A 16830-nucleotide genomic window follows, 5' to 3' on the forward strand; every position below is an offset into this window, starting at 1 on the left:
GGATTTCAACGCCTTTCTTCAACATTTTCAACAATCACTTTTAACAATGCTTCTAATCGTTCTTCTTGATGCTCTAAATATAAAAAGCCAATGATCGCTTCTAAACCAGAACTTTTTCGATAGGTCTGGACATCTGTGTTCTTCGCTTTCGTATAACTTTTCGCATTTCGTCCACGCTTCACAACCGCAAGCTCCTCTTCATTGAACCAATCTTGCGCGATTAAATGTTCTAGCGTCACTGCCTGGCTTTTAGCTGATACAAATCGTTTAGCCTCTTGATGCAGACGATTCGGTTTACTTTGAAGCTTTAAAATAATATACGTACGGACATATTGATCAAGCACCGCATCCCCGACATAAGCGAGCGACAGTGGGTTGAGTAGTTTGGCATTTGTCGGCTTATCCACGTTTATATCTCACACCTTGTGGCGTATCTTCTAAAATGATGTTTTGGGCTTTCAATTGATCACGTATTTCGTCAGCACGTGCATAATCTTTTGCTTGACGTGCAGCGTTACGTTCTTCAATCAGCCGTTCAATCTCTTCGTCGAGTAATCCTTCTACATGGTTTGAAGTTAACGGCACACCTAGCACATCACTAAAGATCGCGAACACTTCTTTAAAACGTTGAATCACTTGTGTTGAAGTATTGTCTTCTAATAAATATTTATTCGCGAGCTTCACTAAATCGTACCAAGCTGTAATCGCATTTGCTGTGTTGAAGTCATCGTCCATCACTGTCTCAAACTGCGTCAAAATCGCATCAATTTGTGTTAACATCGTTGCGTCATTTGTTAAGTCCGTCGCCACAGTTTCACGTTCCGTCAATGCTTGATAACTATTGCGAATACGTTCCAAACCACTTCTCGCTGCTTCAACAAGTTCTAAATTGTAGTTGATTGGACTTCGATAATGAACACTAATCATGAAAAAGCGTAATACATCTGGGTCCACTTCTTTAATAATGTCATGGACTAAAATGAAGTTTCCTAAAGACTTACTCATTTTTTCATTATCAATATTAATAAAACCGTTGTGCATCCAGTAGTTCGCAAACGTCTCATGGTTATGCGCTTCTGACTGTGCAATCTCGTTTTCGTGATGTGGGAATTGCAAATCGCTTCCCCCAGCATGAATATCAATCGTAGGGCCGAGCTTTTCAAAGGCCATTACTGAACATTCAATATGCCACCCCGGACGGCCTTCACCGAATGGACTCTCCCAACTAATTTCACCTGGTTTCGCTTTTTTCCATAGTGTGAAGTCGAGTGCATCTTCTTTGTTTTCGCCTTGCTCGATACGTGCACCGACTTTCAAATCATCAATCGACTGATGGCTCAACTTACCATAATCTTCAAATTGACGCGTTCTGAAATAAACGTCGCCACCACTTTCATATGCATAACCTTCATCAACTAACTTTTTAATAAATTTAATAATGTCATCCATATGATCCATCACGCGCGGATTCGACGTCGCTTTTTTAACATTCAGGGCCTCTGTATCTTCATAAAAGGCTTGAATGTAACGTTCCGCAATCTCTGGAACTGTTTCGCCCAACTCTTGTGAACGTTTAATCAATTTATCATCAACGTCAGTAAAGTTTGAGACGTAATTCACTTCATAACCTTTATATTCAAAATAACGACGGACCACGTCATAGTTAATCGCTGGACGTGCGTTCCCAATATGGATGTAATTGTACACAGTTGGGCCACACACATACATTTTCACTTTTCCTGGTTCGATAGGCTGAAACACTTCTTTTTGACGTGTTAATGTATTATATAATGTAATCATCTTTAATCTCTCCATTTTTAGTTTGTTCAAGTTGTCGTTCTAGTTGTTTGAGTTGCTCATAAATTGGATCTGGCAAGTTAAGATGATCGAATGTCTTACCGATACGTCTACCATCTTGCTTCACAATACGTCCTGGAATACCTACCACCGTAGAATAACTTGGAACATCTTGAAGCACGACCGAATTAGCACCGATATTAACATTTGAATGCACCTTAATATTACCTAACACTTTAGAACCTGCTGCGATAAGGACATTATCACCAATGTCGGGATGACGCTTCCCTTTTTCTTTACCAGTTCCACCTAATGTCACACCTTGATATATCGTCACATTGTCACCAATAGTACATGTTTCGCCGATGACCACCCCCATACCATGGTCAATAAATAAACGGCGCCCAATTTTAGCACCTGGATGAATTTCAATACCTGTAAAAAATCGTGAAGCTTGAGAAATCGCTCTTGCAAGTACATAACGTTTCTTTTGATATAAGCGGTGTGCAATCAAATGACTCCAAACCGCATGTAAACCCGCATAAGTTGTAATCACTTCTATCGTTGAGCGTGCTGCTGGATCTTGTTCAAATACCATTTTGACATCATCCATCATACGTCGGAACACTTTAACCCCTCCTTCAAACAGCATGACAATACTTATTCTTGTAAACTAACTGAAAAACGACTTTCACGGACAACCCACTCCTTGGCTTCATTGTCCTCCTTAAAAAGTGTGATCAGAATTGAAAAAAACACCTCTAACATGTCATATGTCAGAGGTGCGATATGTGCACGGTTCCACTCTTAATTAGTACATGTTCAAAGCTTAAACTTTGCATCCATATACTCACTCAATTGGTTATTCAACTCTCATCCTAAAGGTGCATTCAACAAACTTTGTGGTGCACTCTCACCAACCGTACACTCTCTGATTCACACGCTGTTTGCTTACTTGTCCTTTATTCTATTCAAATCCACTTTAATAGTAGTCGATTTTCAAAGTGATATCAAGTACGAAAATCGAACATACCCTTTTTTATAATAAACTTTGAATACGACGAAGCACTTTATCTTGTCCTAATACTTCCATTGTGTTCGGTAATTCAGGTCCATGCATTTGGCCTGTTACTGCAACACGGATTGGCATAAATAATTGCTTTCCTTTAATGCCTGTTTCTTTTTGGACTTCTTTGATGATTTTTTTAATCTCAGCCGCTTCAAAGTTTTCTAAAGCTTCTAACTTACCGTATAATGCTATCATCAATTGTGGCACTTGTTCACCGTTCAATACTTCTTGCGATGCTTCGTCCAACTCTTTTTCATCGCGGAAGAACAACTCAGATAACGGTACAATTTCACCCGCATAGCTCATTTGTTCTTGATAAAGCGCAACTAACTTGCGACCCCAATCTAACTCCGCTTCTGATGGTGACTCTGGTAATAAGCCTGCTTTGATCATATGCGGCAATGTCATTTCAAATACTGTTTCCGCATCTTTTTCTTTCATATATTGGTTGTTAATCCACTCTAATTTTTGTTTATCGAAAAATGCTGGTGATTTTGATAAACGCTTTTCAGTGAAGATTTTGATGAATTCGTCTTTAGAGAAAATCTCTTCTTCACCTTCTGGAGACCACCCTAACAATGCGATAAAGTTAAATAACGCTTCTGGTAAATAGCCTAAATCGCGATATTGCTCGATAAATTGTAAAATTTGACCGTCACGTTTACTTAATTTTTTACGTTGTTCATTAACGATTAAAGTCATATGCGCAAAGCGTGGTGGTTCCCAACCAAATGTTTCGTAAATCATTAATTGTTTAGGTGTGTTAGAAATGTGGTCGTCACCACGAATGACGTCAGAAATTTCCATGTAGTGATCGTCCACGGCTACTGCAAAGTTATATGTTGGTACACCGTCTTTTTTCACGATGACCCAGTCGCCGAAGTTGTCAGATTCAAATGTGACAGGCCCTTTCACCATATCATCAAACGTATATGTTTTATTTTGCGGCACACGGAAACGGATTGCTGGCTTGCGTCCTTCTGCTTCAAACTGCTGACGTTCTTCTTCAGTCAAGTGTGCATGTTTCCCACCGTAACGCGGCATTTCACCACGTGCGATTTGTTCTTGACGTTCTGCCTCTAATTCTTCTTCAGTCATATAACATTTATACGCTTTATCTTCTGCTAATAACTGCTCGACTAAAGGTTGGTAAATTTCACCACGTTCTGATTGGCGATAAGGTCCATAGCCTTTATCTTTGTCTACAGATTCGTCCCAATCCAAACCTAGCCACTTCAAATTATCGAACTGTGATGATTCACCGTCCGCTAAGTTACGTTTAGAATCTGTATCTTCAATACGAATGACAAAATCACCATCGTAATGTTTCGCGAATAAATAGTTAAATAATGCCGTACGTGCGTTCCCAATATGCAAATAGCCTGTTGGACTTGGTGCATATCTTACTCTCACTCGGTTACTCATTTCGTTCACTCCTGTTTCATTGTTCAATTGTTATATTATAGCATGTCATCCCCATTTATGCATATCACAGCTTAGGTTAAGTTGTTGCCGTTAATGACACAATCGCTTGAGCGGCAATCCCTTCTTGACGCCCTGTAAAACCTAACTTTTCGCTCGTCGTCGCTTTCACATTCACACGCTTAATATCGACAGCAAAAAGACCTGCAATGATTGCGCGCATCTCATCGATATAAGGTCGGAATTTCGGTTTTTCCGCAATAATCGTTGCATCAATATTATTAATGACATAACCTTCTTTTTGAACTTCTGCGTACGCTTCTGTTAATAATTTTTTCGAATCTGCATCTTTAAATTGTGGATCCGTATCTGGAAATAGCTTACCTATATCACCTAATGCACATGCCCCTAACATCGCATCTGTAATCGCATGTAACAAGACATCTGCATCACTATGCCCTTTCAAACCATGCGTATGTGGCACTTCAATCCCGCCAATAATTAAAGGGCGTGTCGCATCAAATGCGTGCACATCGTATCCTAATCCAACTCTAAACATGATGATGTCGACTCCTTTTTTCTAAAATTGCTTCTGCATATGTTAAATCTTCTTCAGTCGTTAATTTAATATTATCATAATCCCCTTCAACCATATAAATGCGTTGACCGTAAGCTTCAATTAACGAGGCGTCGTCCGTCCCCATCATTTGTTGCGTTTTTGCATGGTCATAGGCTGAAGCAAGCAGTTCAAATGTCGCACCTTGAGGCGTCTGCACTTGCCATAAAGTCGCACGATCCAATGTTTCCGTCACAAATTGGTCGGACACGCGTTTAATCGTATCTTTTGCCTTCACACCGACAATCGCCGCCCCATATGTTCGAATGGCAGCCGTTACCTCATGAATCGTGTCATGCGTGACAAACGGGCGTGCCCCATCATGCACAAGGACAATGTCATCATTCGTGAACTCAACGTTTTGCAGCACTTGATGAATACTATCTTGACGTGTCTCACCGCCAACGACTAAACTTTTTACTTTTGAAAATGGTCCTGTTAATACCTCAAGTTGATCCCGATCTCTCTCGTGTATCGCCAAATGAATGCCTTCACACTGTACATCGGATTGAAAAACGGAAAGCGTATGCTCTAACACACGGCGCCCCGCAACTTCAATGAACAGTTTATTATACGGACGTCCCATACGACTGCCTTTGCCTGCTGCTGGTATAATGACGTGATAATTTGACATTTATGCTTCCACCTTCTTCGCAAAAATAATTCGCCCTGATGCAGTTTGTAATATACTGATTACTTCAAGTGTAATGGTTTCATTCACGTATTGCTTTGCATCATCCACGACCACCATTGTGCCGTCATCTAAATAACCGACACCTTGGCCAGGCTCTTTCCCAACTTTTGTAATCATCAAGTCAAAACGATCGCCTTGATGCACCTCAGGTCGAATCGCATCAGATAGGTCATTGACATTTAACACTTTGATTCCTTGGATGCTGCATACTTTGTTCAAGTTATAATCCGTTGTAATCACGTGCGCGCGATAATGTTGCGCTAACCTTACAATTAAGTCGTCAATGTCTTGGTGTGTACGTTGCGGGTGAATAATACGTGTCGGGTGTTTCGACAGATGAATCGCACTTAAAATTTCTAAACCACGGCGCCCTTTATCACGCTTAATACTATCATTCGCATCCGCGACGACTTGCAACTCATTAATGACACCTTGAGGAATGAGAATTTCGCCATCAATAAATCCCGCTTCCATAATTTTTAAAATACGACCATCAATAATCGCACTCGTATCAATAATTTTCGGCACAGCATTGCGGGCATTAATCGCCATCGAACGCGCCATATTTTCTGGTAAAAACAACAGCATTTCATCACGTTTTTTTAGACCAAATTGAAAACCGAGATAACTTAAACTTAATGTAAGTAGGATAGGGACGATACGGTTAATCAAATCCGTTCCAATAAACTCAAGAATAAAGGAAATCATGACAGATATGAGTAGCCCCATAAACAAACCAATCGTTGCGAAGATAATTTCAATAGCACTATACCCCAACACAAATTGCTCTAAATCTTTCATCGCATACGCAATACGGGGGATAAACCAACCAAACAATAAAAACATGATAGCAACACCCATGATCGACGTCACATAACTATTCTCCATCATTGGAGGATGACTGACATTAAAATCAATCATGACAGCAGGGATTAAGAGTATGCCTAACACACTACCAATAATAATATAAGACACAATCACTAATAATTTAATAAAATCCACCTCTATCATCCCTCCTTTCTAATTTTTTAATGCGTATTTCAATGCTTCATTGACAGAAGTCACGCCAATCACTTCAATACCTTCTGGGAAGTGCCATCCGCCAATATTGTTTTTAGGGATAATCACACGTTTAAAGCCCAATTTTGCTGCTTCTTGCACACGTTGCTCAATGCGCGAAACACGGCGGACCTCACCAGTCAATCCAACCTCGCCAATATAACAATCGAGGCCGTCTACTGCTTGGTCTTTAAAACTAGAAGCTGTCGCAATGACGATACCTAAGTCGACAGCAGGTTCAGAGAGTTTGACGCCCCCTGCTACCTTAATGTAAGCGTCTTGTTGTTGTAATAAATAACCTTCTTTTTTCTCTAACACCGCCATTAACAAACTGAGGCGATTATGGTCAATACCTGTCGCCATACGTCTCGGATTATTGAACGTCGTCGGTGTGACAAGCGCTTGTACTTCAATTAACAATGGTCGTGTCCCTTCCATCGTTGCGACAATTGTCGAACCTGCAACATTGGTCGTCCGTTCTTCTAAAAACATTTCTGACGGGTTAAGCACGCTTTTTAAACCTGACTGTTTCATTTCAAAAATACCCATTTCATTCGTAGAGCCAAAACGGTTTTTCACCGCTCTTAAAATACGATACGCATGATGTTCATCACCTTCAAAATAAAGCACCGTATCCACCATATGTTCAAGTAAACGCGGCCCCGCGATTTGGCCTTCTTTAGTCACATGGCCTACAATAAACGTCGCAACATTCATTTGTTTTGCGATGTGCATCAAGCTTTGTGTACTTTCACGAACTTGAGATACAGAGCCAGGCGCCGAACTGATTTCGGGATGGTAGATCGTCTGAATAGAGTCCACTACAATTAAATCAGGTTCGACCTTTTTCACCGCTTCATGAATAACCATTAAGTCCGTTTCCGCAAACACGTTAAGTTGACTCGCATCTTCATCCAAACGATCCGCTCTAATTTTAGTTTGATTGAGTGATTCCTCACCAGTAATATAGAGCACCCTTTTCTCTTTAGATAAAGCCGCGCACATTTGAAGTAACAATGTGGACTTCCCTATTCCTGGATCGCCACCAATCAGCACGAGTGACCCTTCTACAATACCGCCACCGAGCACACGGTTTAATTCACCACTATTCGTTTGGATACGTGGCGCAAGCTCTTGTTTAATGTCATCGAGCTTTTGTATTTTTGCTGAACTTGTTTTTTGCGCCCGTACACCGTGTTTAGGACTCGCAGTTTTTTGTTCAAAAGATTCCTCCATTGAATTCCAAGCACCACAATTTGGACATTTCCCCATCCATTTAGGCGATTGATAACCACAGGCCGTACATTCAAAAATTGTTTTTGTTTTTGCCACTCAGACACCTCCATCTCGTCATATAACATATCTATTTTATACTTGAAAAATGTTTCTGACAAATGTTGCCCTTTATCATTTAAACGCTTTAAATATCCGTTCTCATCGAAACACACTATCCAATTATAAATAATATACAGCAAATACTTAAAAATGTAGCCTGTACAACACAAAACAGGAAATAGAAAGCTCAAATAACCAGCTCTATCATCAGTAAAATAAACTACAACCCACTTGACGCACTAAAGCCAAAGACAAAAGACGATTACAACTGACATAGCAAAGGCTATACCCCATTTGTAACCGTCCCTTTTTTGTTTCTATTTTAAATACAGCGTAGGTCCATTGCAGTCAATCGCATGACTTGTGCCATTGAATAAAATAGTTTATTTATTTTTGCCATTCACCTTCGATAGCACTAAAAAGATGATGAAGAAAAGTATCGCATAACCTATTAAATATAAAACGTCCTCAATATGGATACGCCCTTCACTTAAAATGCTCCATCCAATATGCCCGTAACGATATGAAGGTAATGTCTCAGCAAAAGCTTGCATATGTTTCGGCATCGCATCGACAGGAATCCATAGCCCCCCTAAAAAAGACAAAAGCAAATAAACAATGGTACCTATCGGCTGCGCGGCTGAACCGAGTTGGCCAATGATTAAAGCTAAAAATAAAAATGCAAAACTGAAAACATTCAACAATATCACGATTTCTACCAGTTTATAGAAGGCGATATGAATGTCATTATAAAAATAACCTAACAAAATCATTGCGACGGAAAAGATGAAAGATATAAGAAAGTATGAGAATAAGTAACTCATCATATAGGCATTCGGATTAATGACAGACACTTTAAGATATGCATACCAGTTATCATTTTTTTCATTTGCTACCTTTGTTCCAAGTAAATTAATCGCGTTTCCCATTATACCAAAGCAGATCAGAGAAATGAGTGAGTATTCCTTCCAACTGATACCATTGACTGCTGCATTTTGTGGAAAAATCTCAGAATATATAACATAGAAAAACATTGGCAATGCGATAATTAATAAAACATACTTAAAATCCCTAAATATTCTTCGCGTATTGAGTTGAGTTAAGTATAGAAATGATTTAGCCTTTTTCATATAAAACTTTCTCCTTAAAAATTTTCTTCAACTTGTCACCTTTATGGTCAAAGGTATTGAATAAAACTTCTACCTGCTCATTCAACACTATTTTACCTTTATGGAGAATCACGATTCTTGTAGCGAAGGCGGCTATTTCTTCTAAATCGTGACTAATCAACAACACACTCATCTTTTCTTCTTCGACTTTCGAGCGAACGTGTTCCCAAAATAACTCTTTAGAAGCAACGTCCATGCCTGTCGTTGGTTCATCAAGCACTAAAAACTGAGGGCAATTCACTAGAGCTGCTGCATATTGTAGTCTTCTTTTTTGTCCCCCTGATAAGCGCGTGCAATATTGATTTTTTTCCTTCACTAAATCGACTTCTTTTAATATGTCATCTGTATCTTGTTGATGCTCTGAGTAACTTTTTAAAAGCTCTAACCATTCTTTCACTTTCATTTTTTCAGGCATTGCCACTTCTTGTAACACAACACCACATTGTTGTTTGAAATCGATATTTTTTATCACCTTACCTGAATTTTGTTTGAGTAGACCTAGCACTATTTTAATCAGTGTGGATTTTCCCTGGCCATTCAACCCTAAAAGACCTACAATTTCACCTTGATTGACCGACAAGTCAACAGCATCCAGCACTTTGTTTTTACCAAAAGTTTTACTCACATCATTAATTTCAAATATATTGCCCATATTATTCAAACTCCTTAACGGATTATCTTTTGAATCATTTGTTGCGTAATCCGAATAGCTTCTTCATTAACTGGAGGGATAGAATTCATTAAAAATTTAGGGGAAAGATATATCACTGAAAGATTTTCTTTATACGTATAAGCCTGTTCTCCGTTATTGATATCTATTGATTCATGAATATCGTATGCATCTAACATTTTTTCAATGTCTAAATTAAAATCCCGTTTCACGTCTTCTGTAAAGGAAATAAGTAGAAACAATTCAATCTGCTTTCTACTATACATAGGAAATGCAATACTATAATATATCCCTTCGCTTCTTAAGTTCGCCATTTTCTTATTGATGAATCCGATTAATTTTTGAATGTAAAAAATAGTTGATGCTTCTTGGATAGAATGAACTGGGATATTAATATACTTGAAGAAAAACTCGACTTTGTTGTGTGATAGCGTTCCACTTTTCGCTGTCATCGGTTGTGTCACCTTTTCTATCACTTCATCTTTAAAAAAAACATGATGAGCCACTTCATTACATATGTCATTATTGATGAAGATGAACGAGAAAGTATCCAGCGTGTTTTGAAGTAGTCCGTTATAATATTCCAAATCTTGATTCACTATTGCATCTTGTTTCAGACCTCTCATCTTGTTCATAATATTTTTGATTTCCTTGTTTTCAAGTGCACGCTCTTGTTTAATTTCACTCAAAGCTCTGTTGAATTCTTGCTGATTAAATTCATATAAATATGGAGCGGGTTTAAAAAGCTCAATATCAAAGTCATCTTTCAAAGTGATTTTGATGTAATCTTCTGTCGCATGTGCACCTAAAATATGAAAACCGTCATCCTTTACTCTTGCCGTTAAAATGTGCTCGAGTACATGTGCAAAGTCACTGTTCATTTTTTCATAGGGTCTAAGGAATAATGAAATTTCTTGTAATGGCGTTTCTCTTTTAAAATATATCATTTCCTTCATCATAAAACCGCCTCTCTATCTTTAGTTATAAATACACAGTCAACGATACTTTCATGATTACCATCAATTTTTAACATTTCTTCTACTTTAAAGTCGTCAGTCCCCCCTATAGAGGTACTCACTAAATTGTAATGGGTTGCCATAAGTGAAATATTTTGAGCCACAGCGCCTGCTTCTAGCAAAATATATCTGTATGCCCTGTCGTCATACTTAAAAGTAGCCCTTGAAAAAACAGCTGTAATAAAAAATATAATAGAAGGATGTTCCATGTTTTGATATCTCATAATATATTGGGAGATATCAAAAACATGCGCGCCATTATCTAACAGACTGAGAGCATGCGTCGAAGGATTGTAATGGTAGAGTCCTTTTTTAAAATTTTCGTAATCATTAAAAACAATGCCATATATTTCTAACGGATATAAAGCGCCCGCTGAAGGGACAACCCGTTTATTTTGACTATTCTTTCCATAAGCTGCCCAAAACAAATCTGAAAGGACATTTAAATCGATAAAAGCATCTTTATCCGGACTATGAACTTGAGATCTTCTCTTATCTAGGTATTCTGTTAGCAAACCAGATGAATGTGCATTCAATTTGAAATTTTGTTGTGTTGGAAAATAGCGTTCCGGACTTTGTGTCGCTTTAAGAAAATTCGGACTATTTAATAAAACTCTAGATTGATACATATTGCTCATTAAATATCTTTTGCTATGCTTCGTATTTTGATGATATGTTTGACTCAATACACATTTTGAACTTAATCGAGTCGCATAATCATTACTGATCATTATAGATTTGAAATGTTCCATGGCATACTCCTTTAAAATATTATGGGAAAGGATGTGGGACAATCGGTTGACTATTTTTTAACTCATTAGGCTGCCTTTTCTTCATTTTAATTAGATTCCTATCGACTTCATTAAGGCGGCTACTTTCTAGATGTTTAATAAAATGTGGCTCTATATCAAGCATTCCAGGGATAATCGTTTTCCCTACTTTCCAATCCGTATGTTTTATCTCTTCAGAAGTCACATCTACAAAATACACCTGCTTATCAATAGACTTTATTTTTTCTATAAATAAAGTCACTGCCTCATCGTCATCTAGTTGTATCTCGTTTTCAGGAATCCGAAAAATGTGCTGATGGCCATCAAGAAACGACAAATGTTGCGACATATGATCATTGAAATATAAAAGAGAATGGTCCTGATATTCTTTCACTTCATCATAACTATGAACCTCAATATTTTCGTCAACTTTAAAAATAATTGCCGCATACCCAACAATACTTTGTGCTAATTCCAGTAAAGTTTTTTTACACGCCTCAATCCATGTAGGTCTCACACTCGCGGCGACAACACATCCTTTGTTGGGAAGAATAGCCACTCCAAAAACAGCGGGTACATCCCAATCCATATCCATTTTATATAACTTAAATTGAATATTTTCAGATTTGATATAACGATTAAAATAACTTCTTAATTCTCTGTTATCATTGATACGAATTTGTTCACAAGCAATTTGTCTTCTCCAAATATACTGGAAAGCATCTCTTTCAAATATTTCTGCAATACCTTTCCAAAAACATGCTTTGAGATTCGGTCCACACGCAGCGCCAGTTGCTGTCGTCATCCAACTTTGCTTCTTATTACTTCTATAAGTGAGATACACTGCATCTACAGGGAGTGCGACGGTTCTTTTTTGAATCAAGTCATAACCATGAATACACTGGTAATCATCAAGGTTCGCACTTGCAGACGGGTTAATTGTTTGTGGATTGATTTTTACTACCCCTTTACTTACTTTCATGACACGATGAGGGTGCAAACAAGAATAGCGTTCGATGTACTCTCCTACAGCCGAATTTACAGCCTGTGCTTCTGTAATACCGGCACCACTCGCATTAAATCCTGCAGTATTATACTGACCCCCAAAGGCCATTTTCACATAAACTTTAGGTAGTCCATAATATGTCGGCAAATCATATATATTTTTAATAATACCGTATTTTTCGTCCACAAAGTTTTGGGCCTTTAATTTCACTGTCATAATCTCACCTCAAAAACTTGTGTATTCACTGATTCTGGGAAGCACAATTCACAGTTGGGGTGTTTGAATAAATTGTGCGTGCGCCATCCTTCATTTAATAAAGAATAAGCGTACACTGTTTGGATCAGTTCATTTTCAACACTCAAGTCATTCATTTGCATTGCTTCTTTTAACATTTGTACTGCCACAAAACTCAATGCCAGTTGAATGATTTCTTCTGGTACGTATTCTTTACTTTCGTGAGATGAATCATTGAATAGCGAAAAAACTTCGCCATATACATTATTTTCAGTTTCTCGTAACCGCTTACAATTCAAACAACTCGTTTCTTTGGGTATCGTATAAGTGACCTCGAAAGAAACATTATCAAAAATGACACTATTATATGGTACGCCATTGTTAAACATCATTTCATTACATTTTGTAATTCTTTTTCTATTAAATTTTCTCAGTATGATTAATCCGATATCATAATCATCCGTTACTTCTTCATTTAAATTCACTACATTTTGAGAAGGTGATTTTCGAATATACAGTTCGACTAAATCATCGTCTCCACATATACCTATGACATGATTTTCAAACGCTTTATGCTCCATTTTCAATCCAATCATCTGCAAAAAGGATGCTGTATTGGCGACATCTTCAAATGCATGAATTGTTTTGAGGAATTCAATTATTTTTTTCTTCACCACATCTTGTTCCTCACAATGCAAATGACCTTCTTGGATTTCATTCCATATTTTAATAAAAGACTCTTGAGAGATACCACTTAATTCAAAAATCTGCTCGTCACTTTTTATGTATATACTTTTATCTTTAAAAACGTAATCGATGTTTGTTTTCATGATGTGCTCTCCTCTCATTTTCAAAAAAGGAATTGAAGCTATGGTTAACTTCAATTCCTTTAAAACATATACTTTAACAACAACAGCAGCAAGGGCAACAACAAAGTGTTATTGTCCAGTTCATTTGTTCGCTTGATAAAAAGTCTTCAGTGTTCAATTTTTTGATTTGTAATTCGTTGGCTAACATTGTAACCACCCCTTTTCAAATTTTAAAAAACAAAAAGGAAACTGTATAACAATCCAATAATCAAAGCGCCTAAAACAATAAATAGTTTTTTATTCTCTTTAAAAAACATATTATAACGCCTCGTTTCATTATCTTTACATTTTTATAATACTACCACTCCATTCTAAAGGCAATGTATTATAACCCTTATATTAGAATATTAATCATTAATTAAGAATTGTGTAATAAGTAATTTACTTTGTTTAGAAAAAAGACATCTCTCGACTGTTCAACGTAAAGACAGCATTAGATATTGATTTTATTCCTTTTATTAATATTACTTTTATCTGTTAAAAATCAATAAGGTTTCGATTAATTCACACCTCACGCCAAACATCATCAACTGACTCTTATTAAGAACACAGTCGACTTTGCAACATTGCAAATTTCACACAAAAAAAGCAGCGGAGACATCTCAAAAAAGAGAATGCCTTCACTGCTTTAATCGAGTAACTTATGATTCTGTGACTTCCTTATCTTCATTCGTTTCACGTTCATGAATATCATATTGGAATGTTTCTCCATCATAGTCTACAGTCACATTTTTACCTTCTAACTCTTTACCTTCTAAAATCAATTCACTCAAGTTATCTTCAACCGTTTTTTGGATCGCACGAATCAATGGACGTGCACCATACTCTGGGTCGTAGCCTTCTTCAGCAATCTTGTCTTTCGCCGCTTCTGTCACACGTACATTAATGTTTTGTTCAGAAAGACGACTCGTCAATTTGCCGACCATCATTGTAACGATTTCTTTCAATTCGTCTTTATTTAATTTATGGAAAACAATCGTGTCATCCACACGGTTCAAGAACTCAGGACGGAATGCACTTTTCAGTTCCTTCATCATCGTTTTGCGAATTGTTTCATAGTCTTGACCTTCTGAACTACCACCGAAACCTGCAAAACGTTGGTCTTGAAGTTCTTGCGCCCCGACATTGGATGTCATAATAATCACTGTATTTCTAAAATCCACACGACGGCCTTTTGTATCAGTCAAATGTCCATCATCTAATACTTGTAAAAGAATGTTAAAGACATCTGGGTGTGCTTTTTCAATCTCATCAAACAAGATAACAGAATATGGTTTGCGACGTACTTTTTCAGTCAATTGACCACCATCATCGTGACCAACATATCCAGGAGGCGCCCCAACAAGACGACTCACCGCATGTTTCTCCATGAACTCACTCATATCAACACGAATCATCGCATCTTCTTCACCAAACATCGCTTCAGCTAAAGCACGTGCAAGTTCTGTTTTACCGACACCTGTTGGCCCTAAGAAGATGAAGCTTCCGATTGGACGTTTCGGATCTTTCAAGCCTGCACGCGCACGGCGTACTGCTTTAGAAATAGCGATTACCGCATCATTTTGTCCGATTACTCGCTCATGCAATGTATCTTCTAAATTCAGTAAACGTTCTGACTCCGTTTCATTCAAGCGTGTTAATGGGATACCTGTCCAACCTGCGATCACTTCAGCAATATCTTCAGCAACTAGTGTTGTATGTTGGCCCCCTTGATGATTTTGCCATTCGTTTTTTGCTTCTTCATATTGTTTTTCAAGTTTTGTTTGTTTGTCACGTAAGTTTGCAGCATTTTCGAATTCTTGTGCGTGCACTGCTGCATCTTTTTCTTTTTTCACTTGCTCGATTTGTTGTTCAATTTCTTTTAAGTTCGTTGGTGTTGTATGGCTTTTCAAGCGCACTTTTGAACTAGCTTCATCAATCAAGTCAATCGCTTTATCTGGTAAGAAACGGTCTTGTACGTATCGATCACTTAATTTTGCTGCCGCTTCCACCGCTTCATCTGAAATATTAATTCTATGGTGCGCTTCGTAACGATCTCGTAAACCTTTTAAGATTGCAATTGTATCTGCCACGCTTGGTTCATTGACTTGAACAGGTTGGAAACGACGCTCAAGTGCAGCATCTTTTTCAATATGCTTACGGTATTCATCTAAAGTTGTCGCACCGATACATTGTAATTCACCACGTGCAAGCGCTGGTTTTAAAATATTAGACGCATCAATCGCACCTTCTGCACCACCTGCACCAATGAGCGTATGCATTTCGTCAATGAACAGAATCACATTGCCCGCATGATGAATTTCTTCCATAACTTTTTTCAAACGTTCTTCAAATTCACCACGATATTTTGTACCAGCCACAACAGTCCCCATATCTAATGACATGACACGTTTACCTTTCAACGTTTCTGGTACTTCGTTGTTGACAATTGCTTGCGCCAAACCTTCAGCAATCGCTGTTTTACCAACACCAGGTTCACCAATCAACACAGGATTATTTTTTGTGCGACGACTCAACACTTCAATCACACGTGTAATTTCTGAATTACGACCTACAACTGGATCTAAAGTACCATCTCTAGCAATCACTGTTAAATCACGCGCTAGGCCATCTAATGTCGGTGTGTTATTTGATTTTGCAGATTGTGCATTTTTATTAGACATTTCTGGGCTACCTAACGCTTTCACCACTTGTGCACGTGCTTTTGTAATATTGAGGTCTAGGTTTGCAAATACACGTGCGGCAACACCTTCATTTTCGCGGATTAAACCTAACAAGATGTGTTCAGTACCGACGAAGTTGTGTTGTAACTTACGTGCTTCGTCCATAGAAAGTTCGATTACTTTTTTGGCACGTGGTGTATAGTGTAAAGCACCCATTTGCTCTTGACCATGGCCAATGAGTTTTTCAACCTCTTCAATCACTTTATCTTCTGTAATGTCAAAGCTTTCTAATACTTTTGCAGCAATGCCTTCAGGTTCTTTCATTAACCCGAGTAATAAATGTTCCGTCCCAATATTCGAATGGTTTAAACGAATTGCTTCTTCTTGTGCATGCGCGAGTACACGTTGCGCACGTTCTGTTAATCTTCCAAATAACATATG

15 protein-coding genes are annotated in these 16830 nt (G+C 38.0%); all 15 read right to left on the reverse strand.

Translation table 11 applies throughout. The features are described from left to right. Positions 1-5: 5 nt before the first annotated feature. The gene (locus P3U61_RS10865; RefSeq protein ID WP_014614762.1) at positions 6-407 is read right to left on the reverse strand and encodes a Mini-ribonuclease 3; all 402 of its coding nucleotides are present in this window, start codon (positions 405-407) and stop codon (positions 6-8) included. After that, the gene (gene cysS / locus P3U61_RS10870) at positions 400-1800 is read right to left on the reverse strand and encodes a cysteine--tRNA ligase (protein ID WP_014614763.1); all 1401 of its coding nucleotides are present in this window, start codon (positions 1798-1800) and stop codon (positions 400-402) included. The genes P3U61_RS10865 and cysS overlap by 8 nt, the downstream gene beginning before the upstream one ends. Beyond that, on the reverse strand, positions 1784-2449 hold the full coding sequence (gene cysE, locus P3U61_RS10875) for a serine O-acetyltransferase (RefSeq protein WP_172425792.1): 666 nt from the start codon (positions 2447-2449) through the stop codon (positions 1784-1786). Before cysE ends, cysS begins: the two co-directional genes overlap by 17 nt. Positions 2450-2836: 387 nt before the next feature. Beyond that, complete coding sequence (gene gltX / locus P3U61_RS10880; RefSeq protein ID WP_063284847.1) at positions 2837-4291, reverse strand: glutamate--tRNA ligase; 1455 nt, start codon at positions 4289-4291, stop codon at positions 2837-2839. A 76-nt stretch (positions 4292-4367) separates the two neighbouring features. Continuing rightward, positions 4368-4847: a 2-C-methyl-D-erythritol 2,4-cyclodiphosphate synthase gene (ispF, locus tag P3U61_RS10885; protein ID WP_014614766.1), complete on the reverse strand. Its 480-nt coding sequence runs from the start codon at positions 4845-4847 to the stop codon at positions 4368-4370. Then, on the reverse strand, positions 4840-5538 hold the full coding sequence (gene ispD / locus P3U61_RS10890; protein WP_014614767.1) for a 2-C-methyl-D-erythritol 4-phosphate cytidylyltransferase: 699 nt from the start codon (positions 5536-5538) through the stop codon (positions 4840-4842). The genes ispF and ispD overlap by 8 nt, the downstream gene beginning before the upstream one ends. Further along, positions 5539-6600 carry a PIN/TRAM domain-containing protein gene (locus P3U61_RS10895; protein ID WP_063284846.1) on the reverse strand — a complete coding sequence of 354 codons (1062 nt, stop codon included), beginning with the start codon at positions 6598-6600 and terminating at the stop codon, positions 5539-5541. A gap of 18 nt (positions 6601-6618) precedes the next feature. Continuing rightward, a complete protein-coding gene (radA, locus tag P3U61_RS10900) occupies positions 6619-7989 on the reverse strand; it encodes a DNA repair protein RadA (RefSeq protein WP_014614769.1) in 1371 nt (456 codons plus the stop codon). A 386-nt stretch (positions 7990-8375) separates the two neighbouring features. Further along, entirely contained in the window at positions 8376-9122 is a 747-nt protein-coding gene (locus P3U61_RS10905; protein ID WP_101457846.1) for an ABC transporter permease, read from the reverse strand. Then, a complete protein-coding gene (locus P3U61_RS10910) occupies positions 9109-9813 on the reverse strand; it encodes an ABC transporter ATP-binding protein (RefSeq protein ID WP_014614771.1) in 705 nt (234 codons plus the stop codon). The genes P3U61_RS10905 and P3U61_RS10910 overlap by 14 nt, the downstream gene beginning before the upstream one ends. A gap of 14 nt (positions 9814-9827) precedes the next feature. Beyond that, a complete protein-coding gene (locus P3U61_RS10915; RefSeq protein WP_233508785.1) occupies positions 9828-10787 on the reverse strand; it encodes a hypothetical protein in 960 nt (319 codons plus the stop codon). Then, positions 10787-11599 (reverse strand): SagB family peptide dehydrogenase, encoded by an 813-nt coding sequence (locus P3U61_RS10920; protein WP_063284844.1) that lies wholly within the window; start codon positions 11597-11599, stop codon positions 10787-10789. The genes P3U61_RS10915 and P3U61_RS10920 overlap by 1 nt, the downstream gene beginning before the upstream one ends. Before the next feature lie 19 nt (positions 11600-11618). Next, complete coding sequence (locus P3U61_RS10925; protein ID WP_063284843.1) at positions 11619-12839, reverse strand: YcaO-like family protein; 1221 nt, start codon at positions 12837-12839, stop codon at positions 11619-11621. Continuing rightward, positions 12836-13687 carry a hypothetical protein gene (locus P3U61_RS10930; RefSeq protein WP_037543948.1) on the reverse strand — a complete coding sequence of 284 codons (852 nt, stop codon included), beginning with the start codon at positions 13685-13687 and terminating at the stop codon, positions 12836-12838. The genes P3U61_RS10925 and P3U61_RS10930 overlap by 4 nt, the downstream gene beginning before the upstream one ends. 680 nt (positions 13688-14367) lie before the next feature. After that, a complete protein-coding gene (locus P3U61_RS10935) occupies positions 14368-16827 on the reverse strand; it encodes an ATP-dependent Clp protease ATP-binding subunit (protein ID WP_014614776.1) in 2460 nt (819 codons plus the stop codon). Positions 16828-16830 lie beyond the last annotated feature (3 nt).

Source organism: Staphylococcus pseudintermedius, assembly GCF_034042775.1.
GTDB lineage: Bacteria > Bacillota > Bacilli > Staphylococcales > Staphylococcaceae > Staphylococcus > Staphylococcus pseudintermedius.

What these genes read in the sequence shown, in the direction of transcription:
- cysS (WP_014614763.1), bottom strand. Translation starts at nt 1,800, where the DNA reads ATGATTACATTATATAATACATTAACACGTCAAAAAGAAGTGTTTCAG.
- cysE (WP_172425792.1), bottom strand. Translation starts at nt 2,449, where the DNA reads ATGCTGTTTGAAGGAGGGGTTAAAGTGTTCCGACGTATGATGGATGAT.
- gltX (WP_063284847.1), bottom strand. Translation starts at nt 4,291, where the DNA reads ATGAGTAACCGAGTGAGAGTAAGATATGCACCAAGTCCAACAGGCTAT.
- ispF (WP_014614766.1), bottom strand. Translation starts at nt 4,847, where the DNA reads ATGTTTAGAGTTGGATTAGGATACGATGTGCACGCATTTGATGCGACA.
- ispD (WP_014614767.1), bottom strand. Translation starts at nt 5,538, where the DNA reads ATGTCAAATTATCACGTCATTATACCAGCAGCAGGCAAAGGCAGTCGT.
- P3U61_RS10905 (WP_101457846.1), bottom strand. Translation starts at nt 9,122, where the DNA reads ATGAAAAAGGCTAAATCATTTCTATACTTAACTCAACTCAATACGCGA.
- P3U61_RS10910 (WP_014614771.1), bottom strand. Translation starts at nt 9,813, where the DNA reads ATGGGCAATATATTTGAAATTAATGATGTGAGTAAAACTTTTGGTAAA.
- P3U61_RS10915 (WP_233508785.1), bottom strand. Translation starts at nt 10,787, where the DNA reads ATGAAGGAAATGATATATTTTAAAAGAGAAACGCCATTACAAGAAATT.
- P3U61_RS10920 (WP_063284844.1), bottom strand. Translation starts at nt 11,599, where the DNA reads ATGGAACATTTCAAATCTATAATGATCAGTAATGATTATGCGACTCGA.
- P3U61_RS10925 (WP_063284843.1), bottom strand. Translation starts at nt 12,839, where the DNA reads ATGACAGTGAAATTAAAGGCCCAAAACTTTGTGGACGAAAAATACGGT.
- P3U61_RS10930 (WP_037543948.1), bottom strand. Translation starts at nt 13,687, where the DNA reads ATGAAAACAAACATCGATTACGTTTTTAAAGATAAAAGTATATACATA.
- P3U61_RS10935 (WP_014614776.1), bottom strand. Translation starts at nt 16,827, where the DNA reads ATGTTATTTGGAAGATTAACAGAACGTGCGCAACGTGTACTCGCGCAT.